Here is a 25,651-nt window from a genome sequence, read left to right as displayed (position 1 = left end):
CGATGAACAATCCTTTCCATGCAGACGAAATCCTGGCACAGGACATGGCAGGGTTTGATGTTTCCGCACACGGCATCCGCGATGCGATGCCGGAACAGCACCGGCTTTTTTTCGCCGCGCTGCCGTATCTGTTTATCTCAACACTGGACGAAAACGGCTGGCCGGTGGCAACTCTGCTGACCGGCCCCGCCGGGTTTATCAGTACGCCGGATGACATCCATTTGCGGATAAATGCGCCGCGACGGGCGGACGATCCGGCCCTGGCCGCTTTACAGCCGGGGAAACAGATTGGCGGGCTGGGGATCGATTTTTCCAACCGGCGGCGTAACCGCGTGAACGGCAGGATCGGGCGCATGGATAAAAACCGCATTGAGATCGTCGTCGATCAAAGTTTTGGTAATTGTCCGCAGTATATCCAGATACGCAAACTGGCCGATGTGCCCGTCAGTTTGCCGCTGGCTGCGCGGGAGGATATGACCGAACCGGATGCTGACGCCCGCGCACTGATTGCCCGCGCCGATACGTTTTTTATCGCCAGCCACGCGCACGGCGGTGCCGATGTGTCGCATCGCGGCGGCCAGCCGGGATTTGCGCATCTGGTGGGAAACCGCTTGTGGGTGCCTGATTTTCGCGGCAACCGTTATATGAATACGCTGGGGAATTTGCTGGCAGAACCGCGTGCAGCGCTGCTGTTTATCGATTTCGAAAACGGTGACCTGCTGCATCTTCAGGGACACACGCTAATCCACTGGCAGCCGGAGGATATTCCCGGGCCAGCAGGCGCAGAACGTTACTGGAGTCTGGACATCACCCGCGTGTGGCGCTTTCGCGGCGCACTGCCGTGGCGGGCAGAGGTGGCGGACTTCTCTCCTGCAACCCTCAGCAGTGGCAACTGGCCGGATAATCAGCGGCCAATTTCCTGACGCACCGCCTCCGGCAGACCGGATACCACCAACTGGTAGGAATCATCAATCAGATAATAAAACTGTGAATCGGGCAGCGAGCCGTCGAGGAACACGGTATTCCAGTGCGCTTTGTTGAGATGATCTCCCGGCACAATATCCGGATGTGCTGCCCGTAATTGCTCTGCCAGTTCAGGGCTGGTTTTCAGCGAAATAGCCTCGCGGCCATCAATTTCACACACCATGGCAAACATCGCGTCGCCCACTTTTACCTGATTTGCACCGCGCTGATTTTCAACACTTTGCTCCGCACCGGGTTTTCCCATGCAATAGGTCAGCAATTCCGAACTGGTCATGTTTGGGTTTCTCCTTGTAACGTGATGGCTACGTAGCACGAAAGTGCCCTCGGTTAACCATAGCAAACCTGAACGATTTACAGGCTTAACACAGACGTCTTTTCTTTGCCGGTGACCGGATCTGAAATCTCCCCTTTTTTGCGCGCACCGATTTCCTCAATGATTCTGGCAAAGCGTTCCTCATTGAGTTTGTAAAATACGCCCATAATGATCGCCGCACTGATAGCCAGTGCACAGGGCCAGATAAAGATCAGCTGACGCAAACCGAGTAAGGTCGCGCTGCCCTGCACCACATTCGGGATATAACCGATTTGAGTCAGCATAATTCCCGGCAGGAACCCGGCAAGCGCGGCAGATATTTTCCGTGAAAAGGTATAACCGGTATACACCGAGCCTTCGGCACGAATACCGGTTTTCCATTCGCCGTAATCCACGGTATCTGGCACCAGCGCCCAGTTCAGGCTGTTGACAAATGCGGTGCCAAAAAATGCCATGCAGGAAAACAGCACAAAGCTTAACGAGCTGTTTCCCCACAGGAAATTAAGCATATCGCCGGTTGCCCATAACAGTAATCCCCCCAGGTACACCTGTTTTTTGCCAAAGCGTTTCACGCAACCCGGCACCAGAAAGACACCGACCAGAATGCAGCCCATGCTGAAAAACCCCATCCACGACAACAGATGAATATCATTAAGCACGTACTGCGTGTAATACACCTGGATCGCCAGTTTGATGTTAAACGCCGCCAGCGTACACAGATTGGCGAGGCACAGTACCAGCAACGGCGGATTACGAAATATGGCGCGAAACGACCGCAGGATGCCGGATTTATGTCCCGCAGGCGTGAGTTCAACGTAACGTTCCCTGACGCCGCGATAGCACCAGCCCATACACAGAATGCCGCAGGTGGCGAAAATCAGGGCAGCGGAGAAATACCCCACCGAAGGGGAATTGCCGAACAACGCCTGTACCGGCATAAACCCGACGGTACACAACAATAATCCGAGCGTGGCACCGCCCTGGCGCCACGCGGCAAGCTGCGCCCGTTCATGGGGATTTTTGGTGATAGCGGGCACCATCGCGCCGTATGAACAATTCATCAGGCTGTAGAACAAGCCGAACAACATAAACAGTACGGTGGCGAGTGCCGTTTTCACCGGCAGGCCAAAATCATTCGCCATAAACTGCGCCGTCGCGATCAGCCCTACCGGGACGGAGGCATACAAAATGAACGGTCTGAACTTACCCCGCGCACCAATATGACGGCGGGAATCAAGTAACACGCCCGTCAGCATATCGGTGAAAGCGGTGAAAAACTTCGCCACCAGGAAGATGATGCCGCCATAAAACGCCGGCATGCCCAGTTCATCGGTATAAAACTTCAGGAGATACAGCGTCCCGATACATAACATCAGGTTCGAGCCAAAATCGCCCATTCCATAGGCGCACTTCTCACGCAACGTCAGCGGATCAGGGTGATGACAATCCTTCATAGGCGATCCTCAAAGCGCCCCGCAGGGCGCTGTTACAGTGAATGCATTATGCCGTCTGCTTACGCTGCTCAATTTCCGCAACGATGCGCACGTACATTTTCTCGTTGAGGTTATAGAAACAGCCCATCGCCACGATGGTGATTGCCGCCAGCGCACAGGGATAAATGAAGATCAACTGGCGCAGCCCTTCCTGCGTGTGCGCCGACTGCACCACGTTAGGCACATAGCCGATTTGCGTCAGCATCAGGCCGGGGAAGAACCCCGCCAGTGCCTGTGAAACTTTGCGAAAGAAGGTGAAACCGGTGTAGACCGTGCCTTCCGAACGCACGCCGGTGCGCCACTCGCCGTATTCCACCGTGTCGGACACCAGCGCCCAGTTCAGGCTATTGACGAACGCCGATCCGAAGAACGCCAGACAGGAGAACGCGACAAAGCTGACCGAGCCGCTGCCATAGAAGTAGTTAAGGATGTCGCCGACAATCCACAGCGTCAGACCGCCGATATAGACTTTTTTCTTACCGAATCGCCGGACGGCGGCAGGCATCAGGAACACGCCAATGAAAATGCATCCCATGCTGAAAAAACCCATATAAGAGAGCAGGATCGGGTCATTCAGCACGTACTGTGTGTAATACACCTGAATCGCCAGTTTGACGTTAAACGCCCCCAGCGTGCAGAGATTGGCGATGCACAGAATGAACAGCGGACGGTTACCGGCAATCGCCCGGAATGACGGCAACAGCCCCGGTTTTTGCGTATCACTGGCGGGCTGCGCCTCGACATAACGCTCTTTCACCCCGGCATAACACAGCCACATAAACAACAAGCCCACCAGCGAGAACAGCGTCGCCGCAAAGATATAACTGCGCTGCGAACTGCCTTCGAGCAGATTCATCACCGGCACAAATCCAACGGTACACAACAACAGCCCCAGCGTAGCACCACCCTGCCGCCATGCCGCGAGTGACGCCCGCTCGTCCGGGTTTTTGGTGATATCAGGCACCATCGCGCCATACGAGCAATTCATCATGCTGAAAAACAGCCCGTACAACATAAACAACAGTGTTGCCACGACGGTTTTACCGGTGATCTCAAACGGTGTGCCGACGAAATTGGCGACGGCCAGCAACGTCACCGGAAACGCGGCGTACAATACGAAGGGGCGGAATTTGCCCTTTGGCCCGATCTTACGGCGCGAATCCAGCATGATGCCGGTGCCCATATCGGTAAATGCGGTAAAGAATTTGGCGATCAAAAAGATAATGCCGCCGTAAGTCCCCGGCAGGCCGAGCACGTCAGTGTAAAATTTCAGCAGGTACAGCGTGCCAATATCGAGCAGGATATTGGAGCCTAAATCCCCCATGCCGTAGGCCAGTTTCTCCCTGAAAGGCAGGCGCAGGGTCGCGGGGTTTTCCGATGTTGTCTGACTCATTATTATTCTCCTTCACCCGCCGGGGCGATGTATTCCCCCCCGGCGGGCAAGCCTTATCAGAGGTGACGTAATGCACCGAACAGCGCTGCCCACTCGCTGTCTGCACGATAAAAGACCGGCGGCTGTCCTAACGGCGCGGCCACCGTAATATCGCCGCCGTGATGCGTTTCCCCGGTCCAGGCGTTGATCCACGTATCCTGCGGCAGATACAGCGACCAGTCGCTGCGCCCTTCTTCATGCACCGGTGCCACCAGCAGATCGCGGCCAAACAGGTACTGATATTTCAGGGCATACGTGCGGGCATCGTCTTCGTAATGCAGGAACAACGGACGCATCACCGGTAAACCGCGCTGACTGTTTTGTTGCACGGCCTGCCGGATATACGGTTTGAGATGAGTGAACACGCCGGTCATGCGGGCGAAATGCGCAATGGTTTCCGCGTCGCCGTCAAACTGCCAGTTATCGCCCGGACGGTTGCCTTCGTGAGTGCGCATCATCGGGGTGAAGGCGCTGAAATCGCACCAGCGCAGCAGCAGTTCTTTGCTGCGTTTCATCTCGAACAGCGTGGTGTAACCGCCAATATCGCTGTGATGCAGACCGTGGCCGCTCATTGCCAGCGACAAGGCCGCCGGGATCACCGAGGCCAGCCCGTCGTCCAGGCTCCAGTCAACGTTCTGATCACCCGCCCACATCATCGTCGAATATTTCTGGCTGCCGGTGTAACCGGCGCGCATAAAGAACAGCACCTCGCCGAGCTTGCCGGTTTCCTGCAAGGCTTCGTAGTTACATTTCGCCCACAGTGCGGGCCAGGCGTTATGCATGATTTCCGCACTGACGCCGTTGTGCAGGAAAGTATCGGTTGGCAGATATTCACCGAAATCCGCCATCCAGCCGCCACATCCCAGTTCAATCAGGTTCTTTTTGATGACGTTTTTGAACCAGTCATAGGCAGCAGGATTGGTCAGATCGACCACGCCTGCGTAAAACTCGCCGAACTCGACGTGATAATCGCCCCCCGTGGCATCTTTGGTCAGATAGCCTTTTTTTGAGGCTTCGGCACACAAATCCCGATCGCTGGCGACATACGGATTGATGTAAGAAAGGAACTGCACGCCCTCTTCTTTCCACTGAGGAATACGCTGGTCGAGTTGCGGATACAGCTCACTGTTCCACTTCCAGTTCCACATCACGCGTTTGCCGAATGAGGTCATGCGGATACCGGACCAGTCCTGCGCCCAGATGCCGTTGACCTTCACGCCGCCTTCGCGCATCACGTCGAGTTTCTGCTGGCAGACTTCCGTGCCGCCCTGAATACCCAGCGTCACGCCGTCGTATACCCAGTCCGGTAATTCCGGCTGGCGGCCCAACAGCGCAGTGAGTTTTTCCAGCAGGCTGATATAGTCGTCGGCGCATTCAAAACGCAGCGTGGCGCTATCTTCCCAGAAGGCCAGTTCGTGGTAGTCCGGCGCGCTGAAATCGAAATTCATATAACCGCTGTTTTCAACATGGCAGTAAACCTTCTGCGTGCTGACAAAGGTCGGCTGGGGGAAGAACGTCCAGTAATAGTCGCCGCCTGCGTTCTCTTTGCAGTCGGCCTGCCAGGTCACATAGGTTTGTTTGTTGCGCCCGACGCCCTGCTCGCTGGTCCACAGCGGGAAAGGTTTGCCGCGCAAATCAAAGTAAGAGAATTGTTCACCGCAGCCGTAAATATGATCTTGCGGTTGCGCTGCCAGCCGCAGCCAGATGCGGTTATGTGCGCGGTTATCATTTTGCAGGTTGAGCTGTAAACGCCCGTTATCATCGGTGGTGATAACCAGCGTGGCGCTGAGCGTATTGCCACGGCTGAAATGTAAGTGCCATCCCGCGGGTTGCGCAGTGATCTTAACGTCTGTCAGGGCGACCTTTTCATTCAGACGATCTTTAATACTGAAATTACCGCGAAACATATCGATATCCGCTTCGCCGCCGCCAATCCACAAACAAGGCGCTTGCGCGGTATGACGTAAAATCAGACGCTGCTGATAAATCAGCGAAAATTCGTTATTACCGGCGATAAATTCAATCTGAGTATTTTTATTTTGTAGGGTACTCATGATGGTCTCCGTGATTTTTATTTTGCATTAACGTCCAGCAGACCCGCAGCCACGGCAGGCGCCAGCCCAGGTGCCAGCGGCAGACGCGGGATCACCAGACAGTGCAGCAGATGATAAATATCCTGTTTGCCGTCCCAGACTTTGGTGGTGACGTTGTTGTCAGTGTCCAGCTCCTGCCACCACGAACCATTTTCGTAGTCCATCAGGTATTTCACGCAGTAATCCCACCAGGTCTGATACCAGGTTTCGTATTGCGCCTCACCGGTCACGCAGTGCAGTGCATACGCGGTGCCCATTGCCTCAACAACCGGCCAGCGCACGCGTTCACGCACGATGGGTTTCCCGTCCCAGTCAACGGAATAAACAAAACCGTCTGCGCCATCCGGTGCCCAGGCATCGCGGAGGGTGGCGTGGAACAGCCCTTTGGCATCTTCCAGCAACCAGGCTGGTGGCGTTTCAAAACGGGCTTCCAGCGCGGCATGCAGATGCAGCATCAGCCGTCCCCATTCGATCCAATGCCCCGGCGTGCCGCCGTAAGCGCGGAAACGGTGCGCCGGATTATCTTTGTTGTAATCGCGGATCGGGTTCCACTGCGTATCGAAATGTTCATTAACGCGATACTCGCCAGGCCGGGCGACGTCATGAATAATGACCGAGGCAATTCTCAGTGCGCGATCCAGCCATTTGCGTTCGTGCGTGACGTCATAAACAATCAGGAAAGCTTCGACGGCGTGCATATTCGCATTGCCGCCGCGATAGGCTTCGGTTTCGCTGAACGCTTCATCCCACGACTCGAGACACATCTGTTCGTCTTCACTCCAGAAATACTTTTCGATCACGCCGATGGCCTGATCGAGTAACGCTCCGGCCTCAGGATGGCCGGTGGTGACCGCGCTGGCGGCGCCCAGCAAAACAAAGAAATGCTGATAACCTTGTTTCGAGGCATCCACCACGCCTTCATCATTTACGCAGGCGTACCAGCCGCCGTATTGTTTATCCGCCAGCGCGCCATTGAGGGCACGAATGCCGTGATCCACCAGCGCATACGCACCGGGACGCCCCATGCCTGCGGCAACGGAATAGACGTGCAGCATGCGGGCAGTGATCCACAAATGGGTGCCCATCTCTGCCCGGACCTGGCCGTTATTGCCCAGCCAGCCAAAGCCGGTGGCCACAGCGGCATTTTTGCCAAAATCGAAGATCCGGTCGGTTTCCTGCTCAAGCCAGCGATGGTGGCTCAACGTGTTAAACCATTTCATTTTCCACTCCTTTCGTTAGCGGCGGCGCGCCATCATCTCGTCCACAATGTCGCCCAGACGCTGTAATTTCGGCGCGGAAACATCCCTGAGCATGAGTTCGGTATCAGGTAAACCGACCACGGATGACCAGACCGCACGGCCTGCGAGGAAACCGGACGCGCCCGCCGTCATGGCGACGCTGACCGCGCGCGGGAAGAGTTTTTCATCAACGCCGGAGGAGAGGATCACCCACGGCATATGAATATGTTCATTGAGGTGTTGCGATGCACGTAGCAGTTCAGCCTGCGTACCGCGTCCGCTGAGTGGCATTTCGACTTTATAAAGATCAGCGCCGCTGTCGCCGAGTTCTTTTGCGGCATCGATAATCGCCTGTTCGCGGTCAAATTTATCGCCACGGCGCGGCGGCCTGACCACCGGCTCGATAATGCTCAGCAGCCCGTGTGCATGGCAGCGTTGATTGAAGGCTTTCACCATCGCCAGACGTTGCTGCGGATCTTCATCGCTGCGCCACAGCACCAGTAATTTCAGCGCCTTACCGCCGTTTTCCCGGACCTGTTGCGGATCCACACTTTTATCGATCACCACGCTGTCCACCGGAATGCCGTTGCCCGGAATAAATTCGTCAGCCGCGACAATCATGGCGCAGCTTTTCGCGATGGCCTGTTGCTCAACAATCTGGCGGTAACAGAACTGCTGATCGACCAGAATCGCGGAGGCGTACGGCGATAAAATCCGCGCGGCATTGACTTTAAAATCAGTCAGCACCTGATCGGCGACCGGGGCTTTTGCGCCTGCGGCCATGAACATTAAGCGCATCGCTTCCCGCTGATCGACCGCCAGCATGGCGAAGCCGCCGGACGGACGGGTGATATCGTTAAGGCTGTAATGAGTCATTTAACTTTCCTTGGTTAATGCGTTACGGATGTGTTTTCTGAGCCAGACCGGCGCTGGTGCGCACCTGCTCAAGAATGGCGGTCCAGTCCTGACGCCCGCGCCCGGCGGCACGCGCCTGGTTGTACACTTCGCGGGAAGCCGCACCGAGCGGCATCGGCACATGTAGCTGATTAGCGACGTCCAGCGCGATACCGAGGTCTTTATGGGCGAGGTCAATCATGAAGGCCGGTGACAAATCGCCTTTCAGCACTTTGTTCGGCCACGAGGTGGTGAAGTGACCTTTTCCGGCCGGGGTGCCGCTCATTACCTGCAGCGCCACATCAAAAGAGAGATCCAGCGCTTCGCACAGCACGGCGGCTTCGGCGGAGAGCGCATTCAGGGCGATACTCATGTAGTTATTGATCAGCTTGACGCGGATACCTTTGCCCGGCCCGCCCGCATTAATCAGCTCCGAGCCCATCGCCATCAACACTGGCCTCGCGCGCTCAACCTGTTCTGCCGTGCCGCCTGCCAGTAGCAGTAAGGTACCGGCCACTGCGTGATCAGAGGTTCTGCCCACCGGCACATCCATCATGCTGAAACCTTTTTCATGCATCTGCGCAATCAGCTTGTCGGTCTGTAACGGATGGATAGTCGACATATCAATAACCAGCGCGGACGGGCTCAGGGTTTCGCAAATACCATCACGGCCAAATAAAACCTCACTTACCAGATCGCCGTTGGGCAGCATAGTAATGACAAATTCTGCGCCCGCCGCCGCTTCTGCCGCGCTCTTGCTGCCCGTTGCCCCCTGCCGTATCAGTGAGTTAACCGTCTGCGGGTTGAGGTCGAACACCGCTAACCGGTGTCCCTGTTTAATCAGATTGGCCGCCATCGGAGCGCCCATTTGCCCCAGACCAATAAATGCCACGTTTGCCATCCGTCTCTCCTTTGTGCTGATCAGGCATGTCACTTTTTGATAATCAGCGGTGTCTGTGTTTGTCGTTTTTTGATCGTATTTGTAATTTAAGGTCAAAAAATTGACAGCCATCACTTTTTTAACAATTCGCTAAATTAAAATAACCCCATCAAAACACGCTTAAGGAATAGCCATGATTCGTATCGCCTGTGTCGGAATTACCGTGATGGACCGGATCTATTACGTTGAAGAACTGCCTGCGGAAGGAGGGAAGTATGTCGCTGAAAAATATCATGAAGTGGGTGGCGGTCCGGCGGCCACGGCTGCGGTGGCGGCGGCCAGACTGGGCGCACAGGTGGACTTTATTGGTCGCGTGGGCGATGACGATACCGGCAACCGGCTGCTCGCGGAGCTGGAATCCCTGGGGGTAAATACCCGCTATGTCCGTCGCGTTGAGCAGGCCCGTTCTTCGCAATCCGCCATTCTGGTGGACAACAAAGGTGAGCGGATCATCATCAATTATCCCAGCCCGGATTTACCCGTTTCCGCCACGTGGTTACAAGCCATCGACTTTTCCCAGTGGGATGTGGTGCTGGCTGATGTGCGCTGGCATGACGGCGCGAAGCAGGCGTTTACCCTGGCGCGCCAGGCCGGTGTGCTCACCGTGCTGGATGCCGATGTGACGCCACAGGATATCGCCGAACTGGTGGCGTTAAGCGACCACAGCGCCTTTTCCGCACCCGGTTTGCAGCGGCTGACCGGAAATAAGGACGCCGGTGCTGCGTTAGTTGACGCCAAAACGCTCACAAATGGTCATGTGTATGTCACGCAGGGCGGGCAAGGTTGTCTCTGGCTGGAAAATGACCGTCTGCATCATCAGCCGGGTTTTGCCGTCAACGTAGTGGACACCACCGGCGCAGGGGATGTTTTTCACGGCGCACTGGCGGTCAGTCTGGCCCAGGGAGCGTCGCCCGCCGAAGCCGTGCGCTTTGCCAGCGGTGTTGCTGCACTGAAATGTACCCGGCCGGGGGGCCGTGCGGGGATACCTGACTGTGATCAGGTCCGGTCTTTTTTGTCACTTTCTGTATAGAATACGACTCAGACGCTCATTTTAAAGGATGTATCCATGAGTCTTACTGAACTGACCGGTAATCCGCGCCACGATCAACTGCTCGCATTGATTGCCGAGCGTGGTTACATGAACATTGAAGAACTGGCGGCGTTACTGGATGTCTCGACCCAAACCGCCCGCCGCGATATCCGCAAACTCAGCGATCAGGGGCTGATCACGCGCCATCACGGTGGCGCGGGGCGGGCCTCAAGTGTGGTCAATACCGCCTTTGAGCAACGTGAGATTTCCTGGACGGAAGAGAAAAAAGCCATTGCGGAATCCATCGCCGATTACATCCCCGACGGCTCAACGGTGTTTATCACCATTGGCACCACAGTCGAGCAGGTCGCGCATTCACTGCTCAATCATAACCGGTTGCGGATTATCACCAATTGTCTGCGCGTCGCGCATATTTTGTATAAGAACCCGCGCTTTGAGGTGATGGTGCCTGGCGGCACGCTGCGCCCGCATAATGGTGGCATTATCGGCCCGGCTGCCACGGCTTTTGTCGCCGGCTTTCGAGCCGACTATCTGGTGACCAGCGTCGGCGCAATTGAAAGCGACGGTGCCCTGCTGGAATTCGATGTCAACGAGGCCAGCGTGGTGAAAACCATGATGGCGCATTCACGCCATATCCTGCTGGCTGCTGACCACACCAAATATCATGCCTCAGCGGCGGTCGAAATCGGCAATGTCTCACAGGCCACGGCGCTGTTCACCGACGAACTTCCGCCCGCCGGATTGCTCAAGGTGCTGAAAAACCATCAGGTCGAAGTGATAAAAGTCAGTACCGCGGAATAAAAAAGGCCGACATTTCTGTCGGCCTTAATCAACATCTTATCCCCTAAATAATTCGGGTTGCGGGAAGGCGGTAAGCTCACGCAGCCCGAAGTATGACGGGGATTTACTGAACCGCGGCGAAAGCCTCAGCCACTTGCTTCACATTGTGGTGATTCAGACCGGCCATGCAGACGCGGCCGCTGAGTATCAGGTAAACGCCAAATTCTTCACGCAGACGGACAACCTGCGCTTCGCTGAAACCGGTGTAGCTGAACATCCCGCGCTGTTGCAGCAGGTAGTCAAAATTACGGCCCGGCAAGGCGGTTTTCAGGCTGTCGACCAGCGTGTGGCGCATTTCGAGAATACGGGTACGCATTTTCTCGACTTCGGCTTTCCACTGGGCATTCAGCGCGCTGTCGCTCAGGACTTTCGCCACTACTTTTGCGCCGAAGCTTGGCGGGCTGGAGTAGTTACGGCGCACGGTGGCTTTCAGTTGCCCCAGTACACGTCCCGCCGCATCGCTGTCTTCACAGACCACAGACAGACCACCGACGCGTTCGCCGTACAGGGAGAAGATTTTTGAGAAGGAGTTGCTGACGAAGCAGTTCACACCTGCCGCAGCCATCGCCCGGATGGCGTAAGCGTCATCGTCAATGCCCGCACCAAAGCCCTGATAAGCGATGTCGAGGAACGGGATCAGCTCACGCTGTTTGGTGATTTCAATCACCTGATCCCACTGCGCTGGCGTCAGGTCAGAACCGGTCGGGTTGTGGCAGCAAGGGTGCAGCAGCACAATGCTTTGCGCTGGCAAGGTTTTCAGGCGGTCAATCATCGCCGGGAAATTTACCCCCAGCGTCTCCGGGTCAAAGTACGGATAGGTATGCACTTTGAAGCCTGCGCCTGCAAAGATAGCCACGTGGTTTTCCCAGGTCGGGTCGCTCACGTAAACTTCTGAATTCGGGAAATAAAACTTCAGGAAATCAGCACCGACTTTCAGTGCGCCGGAACCGCCGACGGTCTGAATGGTCGCAATACGCTGTTGTTTCAGCGCCGGATGATCGGCACCAAACAGCAATTCCTGAATGCCTGCGCGGTATGCGGGCAGACCTTCCATTGGCAGATAGACTGACGCGGCCTGTGGCCCGGCGTTCAGTTGTTGCTCTGCATTTTCCACCGCCGCCAGTTGCGGAATAATACCCTGCTCGTCGTAATAAAGACCGATGCTCAGGTTTACCTTATCTTGTCTCGGATCGGTCTTGAAGCTTTCCATCAGCGACAAAATCGGGTCACCGGCATAGGCATCGACATGTTGGAACACGGTATACATCTCCTTGGTTTGGTTAAGTGGCGCTGCGATCCACATCCGGCAACCCGGCGCATCGCAACTGTTTCACAGACTATCAAAGTTCGTTAAAAAAGATGACAACTATGTTGTCGATTTTCGGGCACTCATTGCGTATCAAACCGTCCGTTCGCCTGAGATGCTGATCCGCTCACATCAACTACGATCAAATGGACATCTCATTCTTCCCGGAGCAAACCAATGACAACTCAACACTCACTGCAAGGTAAAGCCGCTTTCGTTCAGGGCGGTTCACGCGGCATCGGTGCCGCCATCGTTCAGCGTCTGGCCCGAGAAGGCGCCAGCGTGGCCTTCACCTACGTTTCTTCTGAAGAAAAAGCGCAGGCGCTGGTGAAAACCATTGAAGCCAGCGGCGGCAAAGCGCTGGCGATAAAAGCCGACAGCGCCGATGAAAGCAGCGTCCGTACTGCAATCGACAACGCGGCGAAAACGTTCGGTAAAATCGATATTCTGGTGAATAACGCCGGTGTGCTGGCGTTCGGCGAAATCGATGTGCTGACGATGGATGATTTCGACCGTACCATCGCCATTAATGTACGAAGCGTGTTTGTCGCCAGCCAGCAGGCGGCGCGTCACATGCCTGACGGCGGCCGCATCATCACCATCGGCAGCGTCAACGCCGACCGTATGCCGTTCCAGGGAGGCGCGGTGTACGCCATGAGCAAATCCGCCATCGTCGGCCTGACCAAAGGCCTGGCACGGGATTTGGGCCCGCGCGGCATTACCGTGAACAACGTACAACCCGGTCCGGTCGATACCGATATGAATCCGGCCGACGGCGAAATGGCTGACGGCATGCGTTCATTTATGGCACTCAACCGCTACGGCAAAGACAGCGAAATCGCCAGCTTTGTGGCCTATCTTTCCGGCCCTGAAGCGGGGTATATCACCGGCGCAAATCTGACGATTGACGGCGGTTTCGGCGCGTAACACTTGCCGGTTCATTCATAAAAATGGCGCAGCTCCCTGCGCCATTTTTTTATCCATTTCGTCAGACGCTGTAGCGCCCCGGACGGTGATTCATCGCAATGATCAGGTTGACGATCACCGCGCCCAGCACCGAAGCAATCAGCATTTCAAGGCTGACCACAAACAGCGATGCCAGCACGATGCAGCAGTCCACACCCATTTGCAGTTTACCGGCTCGGATGCCGTATTTGTCCTGCAGGAACAGCGCCAGAATGTTCACGCCACCCAGACTGGCTTTGTGGCGGAACAGCACAATGAAGCCGATGCCCATAATCACATTGGCAAACAGCGTGGCGTAAAACGGCTGAAGATGATCGAAATGAACAAACAGCGGATGCAAATCAGAAAACACGGAAACCAGCGCGACAGCAGCAAAAGTTTTCAGTGTGAACTGCAAACCCATGCGACGAAAAGAGAGGTAATAAAAAGGTAAGTTGATGATAAAAAAGGCCGTACCGAACGATACCTGCGTTACGTAATGCGCCAGAAACGCCATTCCCGCCGTGCCGCCGGTCAGTGCGCCGACCTGACGCAACATCACCACACCAAAAGAGACCATCAGCGTACCGATAATGATCGCCAGCGCATCTTCAACCAGCGTGTGCCCGATGCGTGGCTGCTCAACCGGCTGTTTGATGTCGTCTACACTTGCCATAATTCCCTGTACCTCAAAATAATAATACTAAAGACTGATTTTGAGATAATTAATGAGATGGAGAGTTAAGGCAATATTCACGCATAGAATTTGCATTAAAAATCGAAAATAAGATTTTATGACGCGTTAATTATTCTTTACATGCACAGATCACGCATATTAATTCAAAATATTGCACCATTAAAGTGAGTCTGCACCAAAATAAATCACCCAAACAGTGCACCTGAAATACGCCCTTATTTTTCTCAGCTCAGCGTCAATAAGCCGTTTTCTTTTAAACGGTTAAGCACTACCGATGTTTTTACGTGGGCGACACTTTTATGGACTGACAGAATTTGGCTGATCAACATGCTTAAACCGGCTAAATCTTTCACCGCAACTTTCAGCAAATAATCCGCATCGCCAGTGGTTTTATAGGCATCAATAATGGAATCGACTTCGCCCAGCATGCTGTGAAATGCATCGACCTGTGCGGGCAAATGATTGATAAGCCTGACTTCAATCAGACCAATCATGCCTAAGTCGAGGGCTTCCGGTGCCAGACGGGCATGATAACCGAGAATGAGTTGTGCCTGTTCCAGACCAATCCGGCGGCGTGAACACTGTGATGCTGACAGTCCGACCAGCTCGCTTAGTTCCTGGTTAGTCAGTCTTCCGTTGGTTTGTAATAAGGTCAGAATTTTCAGATCGTAATCATCAATGCTGTACATGGCAGTGTTCCTGTCGCTTTAATTTTTACATGTGGATTCTTATTGCAAAAAACATTCCCACTATAACCAGTTATAAATACTTTTCGGCCGTTTTTTCTTATACTTGCGCATGATTTAAACGCAAGGAAAAAATAATGAAAAAAGTATTCTACTCTCTCGTTTTGCTGTCAGTTTTGCCCGGTCTCGCAATAGCAGAGCCGGCATCTTCACGCCTTGAACGCGTATTACAGAAAGGCTCGCTGAATGTCTGCACCACCGGCGACTATAAACCGTATACATTCTTGAAAGAAAACGGTGAGTATGAAGGCATTGATATTGCAATGGCGGAATCGCTGGCGGCGAGTCTGGATGTGAAAGTGAACTGGGTACCGGTCACCTGGAAATCTCTGCCGGACGAAATGAGCGCAGGGCATTGTGATATCGCGATGGGCGGGATTTCGGTCACGCTGAAACGCCAGCAAAAAGCCTGGTTTGCCAACGTACTGGATCAGGACGGCAAAATCCCCCTGGTGCGCTGCGAAAATGTGCGTCAGTACCAGACGGTTGAGCAGTTAAACCGTGCCTCCGTGCGCCTGATTGAACCGGCAGGCGGTACCAATGAAGCCTTCGTACACAGCCATCTGCCAAAAGGCACGCTGACCCTGAGCGATAACGTGACCATCTTCCAGAAACTGGTGGATAAGAAAGCGGATGTAATGATTACGGATGCTTCGGAAGCGCTGTTTCAGCAGAAACATTACCCGAAACTCTGTGCTGTAAACCCGAAGAAGCCGCTGCAATATGGCGAAAAGGCTTACATGCTGCCGCGTGATGACGTGAGCTGGAAGATGTATGTCGACCAGTGGCTGCACCTGAGCAAAGCCACTGGTGAATATCAGAAGATCGTCAGCCAGTGGCTGGCCGTGAAAAAGTAAGACTTAGTCGCCAATATAAACGCGGGCAACGCGCTCGCTGAGCTGGGTAATCAGCTCATAAGCACTGATACCGGTTGCCTGCGCAATGCGCTCAACCGGTAATTTTCCACCCCAGAAAATCACTTCATCGCCGACCTTATCGGTCGCATCTGGCCCTAAATCGACAGTGATCATATCCATCGACACACGCCCGGCAACCGGCACTTCCCGACCATTGACCAAAACCGGCGTGCCGTTCGGCGCACTGCGCGGATAACCGTCGCCATACCCCATCGCCACCACGCCCAGGCGGGTATCACGGTTGCTGACCCAGGTACTGCCATAACCGACCGGCTCACCGGCAATATGTTCACGCACGGCGATCAGGCTGGAAGTCAGTGTCATTGCCGGTTGCAGCCCAAAATCGCTGGCTGTACCGGTTTCCATCGGCGATACGCCGTACAAAATAATGCCGGGGCGAACCAGGTTCATATGCGATTCCGGCCACAACAAAATACCGCCGGAAGCCGCAATAGATTTTTGTCCCGGCTTGCCTTCGGCAAATTCATTAAAACAGTTCAGCTGTTTCGGTGTGGCGTCGCTTTCCGGTTCGTCCGCGCGGCAGAAATGGCTCATCATATTGACCGGCTGAACCACGTTTTTGCAGGCACTCAGACGCTGATAAAATGCATCGGCCTGTGCCGGATGAACGCCCAACCGGTGCATACCGGTGTCGATTTTCAGCCAGACATTCAGCGGACGCGCAAGGTCAGCACTTTCCAGCGCATCAAGCTGTTCGAGGCTGTGAACAGCGGTATCAAGCTGATGTTCAATCAGCAACGGTAATTCGCTGGCGGAGAAAAAGCCTTCGAGCAGGAGGATGGGTTTTACCACACCGGCTTTACGCAGCATCAGCGCTTCGCTAAGCCGGGAAACGCCGTAATAATCGGCATCCTGCAAACTATGCACCGTCTCCAGCAGACCGTGCCCATAAGCGTTTGCTTTCACTACCGCAACCAGACGACTTTGTGGCGCCAGATGACGCACCCGTTGCAGATTGTGTCGCAGAGCGCGGCGATCAATGACAGCCGTAGCCGCTTTCATTTTGAGTCCTTTGCATGAATTTGAGAGTGTTAACCTAACCGCTAATGCTTAGGGGCGTCAGCGTCGCGGCCAGTTTGGACACGGCCAGCGCGGAAAAACCGGAGCGTACACAAAGTACGTGAGGATTTTGAGCACTGCCCGGGTTCAAAATGGCAAGTAAGCTAGCTCCGCACTAGTCTTCGTCGTATTGCGGGCCGCCATAGTTATCAAACCGCGACCACTGACCGTTAAAGGTCAGGCGGACGGTACCTATCGGGCCGTTACGTTGCTTACCGAGGATGATTTGCGCGATGCCTTTTTCTTCACTGTTATCGTGATAAACCTCGTCACGATAGATGAACATGATCAAGTCGGCGTCCTGCTCGATGGAGCCGGATTCACGTAAGTCGGAGTTGACCGGGCGTTTATCCGCACGTTGCTCCAGGCTTCGGTTCAGCTGCGACAGCGCCACCACCGGTACCTGTAATTCTTTCGCCAGCGCTTTGAGCGAGCGGGAGATTTCGGCAATTTCCAGCGTACGGTTATCGGACAGCGCCGGAACGCGCATCAGCTGGAGGTAGTCGATCATGATCAGGCTCAGGCCGCCGTGCTCACGGAAGATGCGTCGGGCGCGCGAACGGACTTCGGTTGGCGTCAGGCCGGACGAATCATCGATATACATGTTACGTTTTTCGAGCAGAATCCCCATGGTGCTGGAAATACGTGCCCAGTCTTCATCATCGAGCTGGCCGGTACGGATTTTGGTCTGGTCGACGCGCGAAAGCGACGCCAGCATACGCATCATGATCTGGTCGCCGGGCATCTCAAGGCTGAAGATTAAGACCGGTTTATCCTGCATCATCGCGGCATTTTCTGCGAGGTTCATCGCAAAAGTGGTTTTACCCATCGACGGACGCGCCGCCACAATGATCAGGTCGGATTTTTGCAAGCCTGCGGTTTTCTTGTCGAGGTCAGCATAGCCGGTTGAAACGCCGGTTACGCCGTCATGCGGGCGCTGGAACAGCTCTTCGATACGGGAGACCGTGCTTTCCAGAATACGGTCGATACTTTTTGGACCTTCGTCTTTACTGGCGCGGCTTTCGGCGATCTGGAATACGCGGGATTCGGCTAAGTCCAGCAGGTCTTCGCTGCTGCGACCTTGCGGATCATAGCCCGCGTCGGCAATTTCATTGGCGACGGAGATCATTTCCCGGACAACAGCACGTTCGCGCACAATGTCAGCGTAAGCGCCGATGTTCGCCGCACTGGGGGTGTTTTTAGAGAGCTCTGCCAGATACGCAAAACCGCCGACGGAATCCAGATCGCCTTTCTGTTCCAGCGATTCGGAAAGCGTGATCAAGTCGATTGGTTTGCTCATTTCCAGCAAACGCTGCATTTCGGTAAAAATCAGGCGGTGCGGGCGGCTGAAGAAGTCATTGCTGACCACCCGTTCGGCCACATTATCCCAGCGTTCGTTATCCAGCATCAGCCCGCCCAGAACGGATTGTTCAGCTTCCAGCGAATGCGGCGGAAGTTTCAACCCTTCCATCTGGCGATCGCGGTTTTCGTTCTGTTGATTGGTCGGTTTTTTTGCTGCCATCTGTGGATTATTTCCTGCTCTAAGCGCCTGTTTTATGAGCGTCGGGTTTCCAAAAATCGGAGCCTGACTCGCGCGACAGTATAAACCATTTCAAAAGGGTATTAACCCTTAGTGCCGAAAATCTGGATTGTCCCTGACATTTAGCCTAGGGTTGAAATCAGACTCCATCACGAGGAAAAAACATGGCAAAGCGCATCCAGTTTTCTGAAACAGGCACCCCGGACGTTCTGCAATACGTTGATTATCAGCCACAAGATCCGCGGGCAGACGAAGTCCAGGTCGAGAATAAAGCCATCGGTATCAACTATATCGATACTTATGTGCGCAGCGGTCTGTACGCACCAGCCAGTTTTCCGGCGGGTTTAGGCACGGAAGCGGCGGGCATAGTCAGTAAAGTCGGTAGTGGCGTAACGGACATCAAACCTGGCGATCGTGTGGTTTACGCACAATCCGCGCCCGGTGCTTACAGCGAATTCCATAACGTACCACAGGAAAAAATCGCCCTTTTGCCGGACGCGATAAGCTTTGAACAGGCCGCAGCCTCCTTCCTTAAAGGGCTGACAGTTTATTATTTACTGCGCAAAACCCATGAAGTACAGGCCGGTGAAACCATTCTTTTCCATGCCGCAGCCGGTGGCGTAGGCCTGATTGCCTGCCAGTGGGCGAAAGCGCTGGGTGTAAAACTGATTGGCACCGTGGGCTCTGATGAAAAAGCCGAACGCGCCAGACAGGCCGGTGCATGGGAAACCATTAACTACCAGAAAGAAGATATCGCGACCCGCGTGGCGGAACTGACGAACGGCGAAAAAGTCGGTGTGGTTTACGATTCCGTCGGCAAAGATACCTTTGAAAAATCGTTAAACAGCCTGAAACGTCGCGGTTTACTGGTCAGTTTCGGCAATGCGTCCGGCCCGGTAAAAGGTGTGGATCTGGCGATACTCAATCAAAAAGGTTCGCTGTTTGTGACGCGCCCTTCCCTGAATGGCTACGTGACTAACCGTAAAGAACTGCTGGAGGCGAGCAGCGAGCTGTTCTCAATGATCGCCAGTGGCGCGATAAAAGTGGATGTCAGTGACGCGCAGAAATTCCCACTGTCCGAGGCAAAACGCGCGCATGAAACGCTGGAAAGCCGCGTGACACAGGGTTCAAGTTTACTCATCCCATAAAAGTTTCCCTGAACCAATGCAAAAAAGGCTTTCACAGTTGTGAAAGCCTTTTTTACTGCCTGACTCAGACGACCTCTGATTTCAGACGGGTACTGCTGTAGGGTACTGCCGGGTAAATCCACAGGGCGATGTCACTTAAGCGACTATTGTGTGCCTCAGCGGACTTGATGAATTCGGTTTACAGCCTGCTGGCTGCCAATGAATTCCATCCTAACAGTCACCCATGTTAAAAAATATGATTTATGCATTTTGACCGCACATTCTGACCTAGCTTGTGATCGCTAGCACATAAGCAAAAGTTATCACTGCAACGGTTACATTTTTTTGCGCTCAGAATACGGTCAGCAATCCCCATCATTTCATGCAGTTACGGAAACCGATAAAGTGAAGCTGTTATTACGGCAAGCGACGGCGACGGTATTTTGGCTCATCAGGCCGGAAAAATGTCCGGTAAATCCAGACCGCAAGCACGGCCAAAAGCAGCCACGGCAACATTTTTACAACAATCGCCAAAAACCCACCCAACATCATCAGAGCAAATGCCACGACCAGCGCCGCAACCATACCCAGTAAAGAAATGCCGGTCAGCATCAGCATAAAGAAAAAACCAAGCACGAAGAGAATTTCCAGCATCGGGTGCTCCTTAATAAGCCATGTGCGATAAGACGTAGCGTCCAAACACGCATTAACCATTACAAGAAACATGCCAGTGTGATGGGATAAATAATTGATTGAATGATAAGGAAAAAATAATTCGCAGGCACGAATGGCCTGCGAAAAGATAGTAAATTTGACTAACAGATAGCGATTTTACTCACCCTGTTTTTATGCCTGTGCCACCACTTCCTGCGGCTGAGCAACCATCTGCAACGCCTGTTCGACCACATCGATGCCCGCGCCGGCTTTATGCGCATTCTCACTCAGATGACGACGGAACTGACGCGCGCCCGGCACACCCTGGAACAGACCAAGAATATGGCGGGTAATGTGGCCGAGGTAAGTACCTTTGCTCAGTTCCGCTTCGATATACGGATACAGCGCGCGGATAATATCCGGCCCGGTTTTCAGCGGCGCATCAGAGCCGAACAGCTCGCGATCCACATTCAGCAACAGGCCCGGATTCTGGTAAGCCTCACGCCCCACCATCACGCCATCCATATATTGCAGGTGCGTTTTGGCTTCTTCGAGGGTTTTGATACCGCCGTTAATTGCCATGGTCAGGTGCGGAAAATCTCGCTTGAGCTGATATACGCGCGGATAATCCAGCGGCGGAATTTCACGATTTTCTTTCGGACTGAGGCCCGAAAGCCAGGCTTTACGTGCATGAATAATGAAGGTGTCGCAACCGCCGTTTTCTGAAACCTGACGGATGAAATCACACAGAAATTCGTAGCTGTCCTGATCGTCAATACCGATTCGCGTTTTAACCGTGACCGGAATTGAGACTACGTCGCGCATGGCTTTGATGCAGTCAGCCACCAGCGACGCCTGACCCATCAGACAGGCACCAAACATGCCGTTCTGCACGCGATCTGACGGGCAACCGACGTTGAGGTTAATTTCGTCATAACCACGTTCTTCCGCCAGTTTTGCGCAATGCGCCAGATCAGCCGGATTGCTGCCACCAAGCTGCAAAGACACCGGATGTTCTGCATCGCCAAACCCGAGATAATCCCCTTTGCCGTGAATAATGGCGCCGGTCGTGACCATTTCGGTATACAGCAACGTCTGGCCGGTCATCAGCCGGTGAAAATGACGGCAGTGGCGATCGGTCCAGTCAAGCATCGGCGCAACGGAAAAACGCTGGGCGGAAAAGGGAGTGGTCTGGGGCATTACGTGTTGAGTTTCTGACATCGGCCTGACATTCGCTGAAGGGGTTCGTGACGCTCCCCCCGGCTTCGCGCCAGAGGGAAGGTAATCGCTGATTATACCACAGAACAAAGATTCGGCATCTTGTGCCGCTGAGCAGGCGGATGCCGACGTTGCATCACATCTGAATGGCGCATAATTCGTCGTTTTGGTGCAAGCATGATAAAATCATCGGTGGTCGCATGATGTGGCCTATTCATTCCAATCTGCGCTCAGAGACCGTTGCTATGACCCTGAATAATCCGGAAAAATTACTTTCACAAGCTGAAGAACTTTGCCAGCAGCGCAATGTTCGCCTGACGCCGCAGCGGCTGGAAGTACTGCGCCTGATGACGCAACAACCCGGTGCGATCAGCGCCTATGACTTGCTGGATCTATTGCGCGTAAGCGAACCTCAGGCGAAACCACCGACCGTTTACCGGGCGCTGGATTTTCTGCTGGAACAGGGATTTATTCACCGTGTTGAATCCGCAAACAGCTATGTTCTCTGCCATCATTTTGAAGAGCCAAGTCATACTTCTGCGCTGTTTATCTGCGACCGCTGCGGGTTAGTTACCGAAAAAACCACCGACGGCATTGAAGAGCGTCTGGCAAAACTGTCATTAGAATCCGGATTTGAGCTTCGCCATTCCGTCGTTGAAGCGCATGGCTTATGTGCAGAGTGCAAAGTAGTAGAAACCTGCGACAGCCATGACCATTGCGATCACGACCACAGTATTGTGGTGAAAAAACGCTGAATGATCGGGTTTTAAGGTTTTGAAGGTGACTCGTAAGAGGGGGATGTTTTGTACAGAGAAGAGGTTGGGTACATCCGTGTACCCGTATCCTGAAGCGTTCCGGGTAGGAGCAGCTAAATCTCAGGATACGTCACTGGCACGCGAGGGGGAGTCGCGTCTTACCAGTGATATTTGTTTTTGGTTTCCCATTCATTGAGCTCTTTCTCGGCCTGATCTTTTTGATAGCCGTAACGCTCCTGAATTTTACCGACTAACTGATCACGTTTACCTTCAACCACTGTCAGGTCGTCATCAGTCAGTTTGCCCCATTGTTCTTTCACTTTCCCTTTGAACTGCTTCCAGTTACCGTCGGCTTGGTCCTTATTCATAAAATATCTCCTGTTACCTTGGGTTTTATGAACTGCATTTCGTCTTGCAGCTCGTCCTTAACACTTTAAAGGTTAGTAGAGAATCTCGATTAATCCTCCCTAAACAGGGATAAAAACCACTATTAGGATTAATCTAAAGCATGAAATAACGACAAAGCTGCGCTTATTTCTTTGAAAATAGCTGAAAAATCAGTGCGACGGAGACGAAAACCATGTGTCATGCCGCCAGTAACGACGCCATATCCAGCCCAGTGAAATCCCGCGTAACCCGAGGAATACCGTCAGCGCCAGCCACAACGCATGATTGCCCAGCAGCGGTAAAGTGAACAATGTCAGCCCGTACCCCAGCGCCGCCACCAGCATGCTGTTTCGCATATCCCGCCCACGCGTTGCGCCGATAAACATGCCATCAAGCAAATAGCACCAGACAGCCACCAGCGGCAGTATAATTTGCCAGCCAAGATATCGGTCCGCCAGCTCACGCAATTCCGGTAATGATGTCAGCGCATCAATGATCGCCCCACCCGCCAGCGCGTAAACCAGAGCAAAAAACAGCGCAACCAGCCCAGCCTGACGACACGCGGCATGCCAGACATTCAGCAGTTTTTCGCGGTTGCGGGCACCGAATGCCTCACCGGAATGCGCTTCGATAGCATAAGCAAAACCGTCAAGTGCAAACGCGGTAAATGTCAGCAGGTTCATCAACACGGCGTTGACCGCCACAATGTGGCTGCCCAGCCGCGCGCCCAGAACGGTCAGCGATGCAAAGCAAAGCTGTAACAGTAATGAGCGCAGCATGATGTCGCGGTTAAGCCCGAGAAGACGGCGCAAATTACCACGCCACGCGGAGGTGATTTCTGCGCCGGTGATACCGCGTCGTTTCATCACCCGCCAGACGAAATACAGCCCGATGAGTAGCGTGAAATACTCGGAGCTTGCCGTCGCCATGGCTGCGCCACGCACGTTCCAGCCCAGCCCGATCACCAGCCACAGATCCAGAATGATATTCAGCAAATTCCCGGCAATCAGCAAAATCACCGGCCCGCGAACGTACTGAATGCCGAGCAGCCACCCGAGGATCACCAGATTCGCCAGTGAAGCCGGGGCGCTGAACCAGCGGATTTCGATAAACAGCCTCGCCTGTTCAAGCACGGGCTGACTGCCGCCGACAATGTGAAACGCCAGCTCCATCAGCGGATGACGGAATACCACAATAATGACGCCCGCCAGCACAGCCAGAAGAAAGGGTTGTACAAAAGCACGCGCCAGAAGCTGGTTATCTTTCGCGCCCAGCGCCTGAGCGGTCATGCCGGTGGTACTCATCCGCAGAAACAGTAAGAGCATAAAAAGGAAAGTGGTGATCATCGAACCCACAGCCACGCCGCCGAGATAATCCGGGCTGTTGAGATGACCGATCACTGCGGTATCCACCAGGCCGAGGAGCGGCACCGTGATATTGGAAAAAATCATCGGCAACGCCAGCATCCAGAGCGCTTTATCGGCAGGGCTTAAAAAGGTGTTTTTGAGTGTGTGTCGCAGGGAATGATGTTGCATAGAGAATCTCATGCCGGAGGTTCAGGTTATGCCTGTAAATGACATCGCCCCGAAAGGGGCGATGATGAGAGAAACGCATTTCTCTTTGAATTCACATGGATGCCAGAGGCGGCCGCCATCCATATTCAATTAGTTTTAGTCTTGTCTATCTGACACAGCAATTTCTGACTTAGTCATATCTGACCGAGTAATTCGCGTTATATCAAGGCGGCAACTAAGCGAACGCCGGGAGCATACACAAGTATGTGACCGGGGTTCGCGAAGGCAGCCAACGCAGAGATAGCTCGAAGTACGAAGGTCAGATCCAGTCGCCGTTGCGGATAACACCTACGGCTAAGCCTTCAATGCTGAAATTCTGCTCGCGCAAATCCACCACGATCGGCTGAAACTCGCTGTTCTCTGGCAATAACTGCACCACACTGCCTTGTTTTTTCAGGCGTTTCACGGTGACCTCATCATCGATACGGGCCACCACAACCTGACCATTACGCACGTCTTGCGTTTTATGCACGGCCAGCAGATCGCCGTCAAGGATACCAATATCACGCATCGACATACCGCTGACACGCAGCAGGAAATCGGCGCTCGGCTTAAACATTGCCGGATCGATCTGATAGTGCCCTTCGATATGTTGCTGCGCCAGCAGCGGTTCACCGGCGGCAACGCGGCCAATCAGCGGTAAACCTTCTTCTTCTTCCATCAGCAGACGAATGCCGCGTGATGCACCGGAAACAATCTCAATAACACCTTTACGCGCCAGCGCTTTAAGATGCTCTTCCGCCGCATTGGGAGAACGGAACCCCAGACGTGATGCAATCTCTGCGCGGGTTGGTGGCATACCGGTGGTGGAGATATGATCGCGAATAAGGTCGTAGACCTCTTGTTGTCTGGTCGTTAAAGCTTTCATTCCGCCCCCTGGTTGTTTATACAGTCTTGCTGTGAGTATATACAGCTAAACGGTCAATGAAAACCTAAGATTGAATAAAAACAGGGCATAACGTTGATTCCTGGAATGCAGATTCCAAATCAGAACCATCGCGACCAAAAGATGCTGACCCAGACAAAAATCGCCAATATGATGGTCAGAAGTACGGCAGCAGAGCCGATATCTTTTGCGCGACCAGAAAGCACATGAAACTCAGGCCCGATGCGGTCTATTGCACATTCCACCGCGCTGTTGAGCAATTCCGTGACACAGACCAGCACGACGGATCCCACCAGCAGGATACGTTCAATGGTGCTGACATCAAGCCAGAAAGATAGCAAAATTAACGGGATAGCGACGCTGGCCTCCTGGCGAAATGCCGCTTCGTTTTGCCATGCCGCTTTGAATCCTTTCCAGGAATAGCCGGCCGCTTTATAAATTCGGGTAAATCCGGTGACTTGGTTCGCCATTTGGGGTACTGATCCTTAGAGTGTTTGCAGCATTTTAGCTTTTATATGACCACAGATCTCCACGGATCTTT

The 25,651-nt window shown here is 53.8% G+C and carries 25 protein-coding genes; 7 read left to right on the top strand and 18 right to left on the bottom strand.

Going from position 1 to position 25,651, the window contains the following annotated elements:
* Nucleotides 1-2: 2 nt before the first annotated feature.
* A complete protein-coding gene (locus EX31_RS11960; RefSeq protein WP_037034972.1) occupies nucleotides 3-923 on the top strand; it encodes a pyridoxamine 5'-phosphate oxidase family protein in 921 nt (306 codons plus the stop codon).
* Here EX31_RS11960 and EX31_RS11955 read toward each other — a convergent pair.
* From EX31_RS11955 to yihU, 7 genes are all read right to left on the bottom strand, one after another.
* Nucleotides 905-1,258, bottom strand: coding sequence for an MmcQ/YjbR family DNA-binding protein (locus EX31_RS11955; RefSeq protein WP_013577348.1), 354 nt, complete (start codon nucleotides 1,256-1,258; stop codon nucleotides 905-907). The two genes, EX31_RS11960 and EX31_RS11955, sit on opposite strands and share 19 nt — an antisense overlap.
* Nucleotides 1,259-1,335: 77 nt before the next feature.
* The gene (locus EX31_RS11950) at nucleotides 1,336-2,751 is read right to left on the bottom strand and encodes an MFS transporter (RefSeq protein WP_037034970.1); all 1,416 of its coding nucleotides are present in this window, start codon (nucleotides 2,749-2,751) and stop codon (nucleotides 1,336-1,338) included.
* A gap of 46 nt (nucleotides 2,752-2,797) precedes the next feature.
* Nucleotides 2,798-4,183, bottom strand: coding sequence for an MFS transporter (locus tag EX31_RS11945; RefSeq protein WP_037034968.1), 1,386 nt, complete (start codon nucleotides 4,181-4,183; stop codon nucleotides 2,798-2,800).
* Between the two features lie 56 nt (nucleotides 4,184-4,239).
* On the bottom strand, nucleotides 4,240-6,276 hold the full coding sequence (locus EX31_RS11940) for an alpha-glucosidase (RefSeq protein ID WP_037034965.1): 2,037 nt from the start codon (nucleotides 6,274-6,276) through the stop codon (nucleotides 4,240-4,242).
* Between the two features lie 17 nt (nucleotides 6,277-6,293).
* Nucleotides 6,294-7,535: a sulfoquinovose isomerase gene (gene yihS, locus EX31_RS11935; RefSeq protein ID WP_037034964.1), complete on the bottom strand. Its 1,242-nt coding sequence runs from the start codon at nucleotides 7,533-7,535 to the stop codon at nucleotides 6,294-6,296.
* 15 nt (nucleotides 7,536-7,550) lie between these two features.
* Nucleotides 7,551-8,429 carry a sulfofructosephosphate aldolase gene (gene yihT / locus EX31_RS11930; protein ID WP_037034963.1) on the bottom strand — a complete coding sequence of 293 codons (879 nt, stop codon included), beginning with the start codon at nucleotides 8,427-8,429 and terminating at the stop codon, nucleotides 7,551-7,553.
* Between the two features lie 22 nt (nucleotides 8,430-8,451).
* Nucleotides 8,452-9,348 carry a sulfolactaldehyde 3-reductase gene (gene yihU / locus EX31_RS11925; RefSeq protein ID WP_037034962.1) on the bottom strand — a complete coding sequence of 299 codons (897 nt, stop codon included), beginning with the start codon at nucleotides 9,346-9,348 and terminating at the stop codon, nucleotides 8,452-8,454.
* A 172-nt stretch (nucleotides 9,349-9,520) separates the two neighbouring features.
* On the opposite strand from yihU, the gene EX31_RS11920 reads away from it, so the two are divergent.
* Both EX31_RS11920 and EX31_RS11915 read left to right on the top strand, forming a co-directional pair.
* Nucleotides 9,521-10,417 carry a sugar kinase gene (locus EX31_RS11920; protein ID WP_037034961.1) on the top strand — a complete coding sequence of 299 codons (897 nt, stop codon included), beginning with the start codon at nucleotides 9,521-9,523 and terminating at the stop codon, nucleotides 10,415-10,417.
* Between the two features lie 36 nt (nucleotides 10,418-10,453).
* On the top strand, nucleotides 10,454-11,239 hold the full coding sequence (locus tag EX31_RS11915) for a DeoR/GlpR family DNA-binding transcription regulator (RefSeq protein ID WP_013577356.1): 786 nt from the start codon (nucleotides 10,454-10,456) through the stop codon (nucleotides 11,237-11,239).
* Between the two features lie 103 nt (nucleotides 11,240-11,342).
* On the opposite strand, the gene EX31_RS11910 is transcribed toward EX31_RS11915, so the two are convergent.
* Nucleotides 11,343-12,536, bottom strand: a complete 1,194-nt coding sequence (locus EX31_RS11910; protein ID WP_037035117.1) for an amino acid aminotransferase — start codon at nucleotides 12,534-12,536, stop codon at nucleotides 11,343-11,345.
* Between the two features lie 225 nt (nucleotides 12,537-12,761).
* On the opposite strand from EX31_RS11910, the gene EX31_RS11905 reads away from it, so the two are divergent.
* Nucleotides 12,762-13,511 (top strand): 3-oxoacyl-ACP reductase family protein, encoded by a 750-nt coding sequence (locus tag EX31_RS11905; RefSeq protein WP_037034960.1) that lies wholly within the window; start codon nucleotides 12,762-12,764, stop codon nucleotides 13,509-13,511.
* A gap of 61 nt (nucleotides 13,512-13,572) precedes the next feature.
* On the opposite strand, the gene EX31_RS11900 is transcribed toward EX31_RS11905, so the two are convergent.
* Nucleotides 13,573-14,205: a YitT family protein gene (locus EX31_RS11900; protein ID WP_013577359.1), complete on the bottom strand. Its 633-nt coding sequence runs from the start codon at nucleotides 14,203-14,205 to the stop codon at nucleotides 13,573-13,575.
* 245 nt (nucleotides 14,206-14,450) lie between these two features.
* The gene (locus tag EX31_RS11895) at nucleotides 14,451-14,915 is read right to left on the bottom strand and encodes an Lrp/AsnC family transcriptional regulator (RefSeq protein WP_013577360.1); all 465 of its coding nucleotides are present in this window, start codon (nucleotides 14,913-14,915) and stop codon (nucleotides 14,451-14,453) included.
* A 134-nt stretch (nucleotides 14,916-15,049) separates the two neighbouring features.
* On the opposite strand from EX31_RS11895, the gene EX31_RS11890 reads away from it, so the two are divergent.
* The gene (locus tag EX31_RS11890; protein WP_037034959.1) at nucleotides 15,050-15,829 is read left to right on the top strand and encodes a transporter substrate-binding domain-containing protein; all 780 of its coding nucleotides are present in this window, start codon (nucleotides 15,050-15,052) and stop codon (nucleotides 15,827-15,829) included.
* Nucleotides 15,830-15,832: 3 nt separating this feature from the next.
* Here the strand turns inward: EX31_RS11890 and alr are convergent, their stop codons facing one another.
* Together alr and dnaB are read right to left on the bottom strand one after the other, a co-directional pair.
* Nucleotides 15,833-16,912 (bottom strand): alanine racemase, encoded by a 1,080-nt coding sequence (gene alr / locus EX31_RS11885; protein WP_037034958.1) that lies wholly within the window; start codon nucleotides 16,910-16,912, stop codon nucleotides 15,833-15,835.
* A 172-nt stretch (nucleotides 16,913-17,084) separates the two neighbouring features.
* On the bottom strand, nucleotides 17,085-18,491 hold the full coding sequence (dnaB, locus tag EX31_RS11880) for a replicative DNA helicase (protein ID WP_013577363.1): 1,407 nt from the start codon (nucleotides 18,489-18,491) through the stop codon (nucleotides 17,085-17,087).
* A gap of 182 nt (nucleotides 18,492-18,673) precedes the next feature.
* Here dnaB and EX31_RS11875 point away from each other — a divergent pair, with 182 nt between their 5' ends.
* Complete coding sequence (locus EX31_RS11875; RefSeq protein WP_037034957.1) at nucleotides 18,674-19,657, top strand: quinone oxidoreductase; 984 nt, start codon at nucleotides 18,674-18,676, stop codon at nucleotides 19,655-19,657.
* A gap of 396 nt (nucleotides 19,658-20,053) precedes the next feature.
* On the opposite strand, the gene pspG is transcribed toward EX31_RS11875, so the two are convergent.
* Together pspG and dusA are read right to left on the bottom strand one after the other, a co-directional pair.
* On the bottom strand, nucleotides 20,054-20,290 hold the full coding sequence (pspG, locus tag EX31_RS11870) for an envelope stress response protein PspG (protein ID WP_013577365.1): 237 nt from the start codon (nucleotides 20,288-20,290) through the stop codon (nucleotides 20,054-20,056).
* 192 nt (nucleotides 20,291-20,482) lie between these two features.
* Entirely contained in the window at nucleotides 20,483-21,490 is a 1,008-nt protein-coding gene (dusA, locus tag EX31_RS11865; protein WP_037034955.1) for a tRNA dihydrouridine(20/20a) synthase DusA, read from the bottom strand.
* A 263-nt stretch (nucleotides 21,491-21,753) separates the two neighbouring features.
* Between dusA and zur the strand changes: the two genes are divergently transcribed.
* Nucleotides 21,754-22,263 (top strand): zinc uptake transcriptional repressor Zur, encoded by a 510-nt coding sequence (zur, locus tag EX31_RS11860; RefSeq protein WP_037035116.1) that lies wholly within the window; start codon nucleotides 21,754-21,756, stop codon nucleotides 22,261-22,263.
* A gap of 158 nt (nucleotides 22,264-22,421) precedes the next feature.
* Here zur and EX31_RS11855 read toward each other — a convergent pair whose 3' ends face one another.
* From EX31_RS11855 to EX31_RS11840, 4 genes are all read right to left on the bottom strand, one after another.
* On the bottom strand, nucleotides 22,422-22,631 hold the full coding sequence (locus EX31_RS11855; protein ID WP_013577368.1) for a CsbD family protein: 210 nt from the start codon (nucleotides 22,629-22,631) through the stop codon (nucleotides 22,422-22,424).
* A 189-nt stretch (nucleotides 22,632-22,820) separates the two neighbouring features.
* Complete coding sequence (dinF, locus tag EX31_RS11850) at nucleotides 22,821-24,185, bottom strand: MATE family efflux transporter DinF (protein ID WP_037034954.1); 1,365 nt, start codon at nucleotides 24,183-24,185, stop codon at nucleotides 22,821-22,823.
* 298 nt (nucleotides 24,186-24,483) lie between these two features.
* A complete protein-coding gene (lexA, locus tag EX31_RS11845; RefSeq protein WP_013577370.1) occupies nucleotides 24,484-25,092 on the bottom strand; it encodes a transcriptional repressor LexA in 609 nt (202 codons plus the stop codon).
* Nucleotides 25,093-25,211: 119 nt separating this feature from the next.
* Nucleotides 25,212-25,580, bottom strand: a complete 369-nt coding sequence (locus EX31_RS11840) for a diacylglycerol kinase (RefSeq protein ID WP_013577371.1) — start codon at nucleotides 25,578-25,580, stop codon at nucleotides 25,212-25,214.
* Nucleotides 25,581-25,651 lie beyond the last annotated feature (71 nt).

This window comes from Rahnella sp. WP5 (assembly GCF_000745615.1).
Classification (GTDB): Bacteria; Pseudomonadota; Gammaproteobacteria; order Enterobacterales; family Enterobacteriaceae; genus Rahnella; species Rahnella aceris.
The sequence above is the reverse complement of the archived record's forward strand: the minus strand, read 5'-3'. Positions and strand labels throughout refer to the sequence as shown.

What these genes read in the sequence shown, in the direction of transcription:
- EX31_RS11960 (WP_037034972.1), top strand. Translation starts at nt 3, where the DNA reads ATGAACAATCCTTTCCATGCAGACGAAATCCTGGCACAGGACATGGCA.
- EX31_RS11955 (WP_013577348.1), bottom strand. Translation starts at nt 1,258, where the DNA reads ATGACCAGTTCGGAATTGCTGACCTATTGCATGGGAAAACCCGGTGCG.
- EX31_RS11950 (WP_037034970.1), bottom strand. Translation starts at nt 2,751, where the DNA reads ATGAAGGATTGTCATCACCCTGATCCGCTGACGTTGCGTGAGAAGTGC.
- EX31_RS11945 (WP_037034968.1), bottom strand. Translation starts at nt 4,183, where the DNA reads ATGAGTCAGACAACATCGGAAAACCCCGCGACCCTGCGCCTGCCTTTC.
- EX31_RS11940 (WP_037034965.1), bottom strand. Translation starts at nt 6,276, where the DNA reads ATGAGTACCCTACAAAATAAAAATACTCAGATTGAATTTATCGCCGGT.
- yihS (WP_037034964.1), bottom strand. Translation starts at nt 7,535, where the DNA reads ATGAAATGGTTTAACACGTTGAGCCACCATCGCTGGCTTGAGCAGGAA.
- yihT (WP_037034963.1), bottom strand. Translation starts at nt 8,429, where the DNA reads ATGACTCATTACAGCCTTAACGATATCACCCGTCCGTCCGGCGGCTTC.
- yihU (WP_037034962.1), bottom strand. Translation starts at nt 9,348, where the DNA reads ATGGCAAACGTGGCATTTATTGGTCTGGGGCAAATGGGCGCTCCGATG.
- EX31_RS11920 (WP_037034961.1), top strand. Translation starts at nt 9,521, where the DNA reads ATGATTCGTATCGCCTGTGTCGGAATTACCGTGATGGACCGGATCTAT.
- EX31_RS11915 (WP_013577356.1), top strand. Translation starts at nt 10,454, where the DNA reads ATGAGTCTTACTGAACTGACCGGTAATCCGCGCCACGATCAACTGCTC.
- EX31_RS11905 (WP_037034960.1), top strand. Translation starts at nt 12,762, where the DNA reads ATGACAACTCAACACTCACTGCAAGGTAAAGCCGCTTTCGTTCAGGGC.
- EX31_RS11900 (WP_013577359.1), bottom strand. Translation starts at nt 14,205, where the DNA reads ATGGCAAGTGTAGACGACATCAAACAGCCGGTTGAGCAGCCACGCATC.
- EX31_RS11895 (WP_013577360.1), bottom strand. Translation starts at nt 14,915, where the DNA reads ATGTACAGCATTGATGATTACGATCTGAAAATTCTGACCTTATTACAA.
- EX31_RS11890 (WP_037034959.1), top strand. Translation starts at nt 15,050, where the DNA reads ATGAAAAAAGTATTCTACTCTCTCGTTTTGCTGTCAGTTTTGCCCGGT.
- alr (WP_037034958.1), bottom strand. Translation starts at nt 16,912, where the DNA reads ATGAAAGCGGCTACGGCTGTCATTGATCGCCGCGCTCTGCGACACAAT.
- dnaB (WP_013577363.1), bottom strand. Translation starts at nt 18,491, where the DNA reads ATGGCAGCAAAAAAACCGACCAATCAACAGAACGAAAACCGCGATCGC.
- EX31_RS11875 (WP_037034957.1), top strand. Translation starts at nt 18,674, where the DNA reads ATGGCAAAGCGCATCCAGTTTTCTGAAACAGGCACCCCGGACGTTCTG.
- pspG (WP_013577365.1), bottom strand. Translation starts at nt 20,290, where the DNA reads ATGCTGGAAATTCTCTTCGTGCTTGGTTTTTTCTTTATGCTGATGCTG.
- dusA (WP_037034955.1), bottom strand. Translation starts at nt 21,490, where the DNA reads ATGCCCCAGACCACTCCCTTTTCCGCCCAGCGTTTTTCCGTTGCGCCG.
- zur (WP_037035116.1), top strand. Translation starts at nt 21,754, where the DNA reads ATGACCCTGAATAATCCGGAAAAATTACTTTCACAAGCTGAAGAACTT.
- EX31_RS11855 (WP_013577368.1), bottom strand. Translation starts at nt 22,631, where the DNA reads ATGAATAAGGACCAAGCCGACGGTAACTGGAAGCAGTTCAAAGGGAAA.
- dinF (WP_037034954.1), bottom strand. Translation starts at nt 24,185, where the DNA reads ATGCAACATCATTCCCTGCGACACACACTCAAAAACACCTTTTTAAGC.
- lexA (WP_013577370.1), bottom strand. Translation starts at nt 25,092, where the DNA reads ATGAAAGCTTTAACGACCAGACAACAAGAGGTCTACGACCTTATTCGC.
- EX31_RS11840 (WP_013577371.1), bottom strand. Translation starts at nt 25,580, where the DNA reads ATGGCGAACCAAGTCACCGGATTTACCCGAATTTATAAAGCGGCCGGC.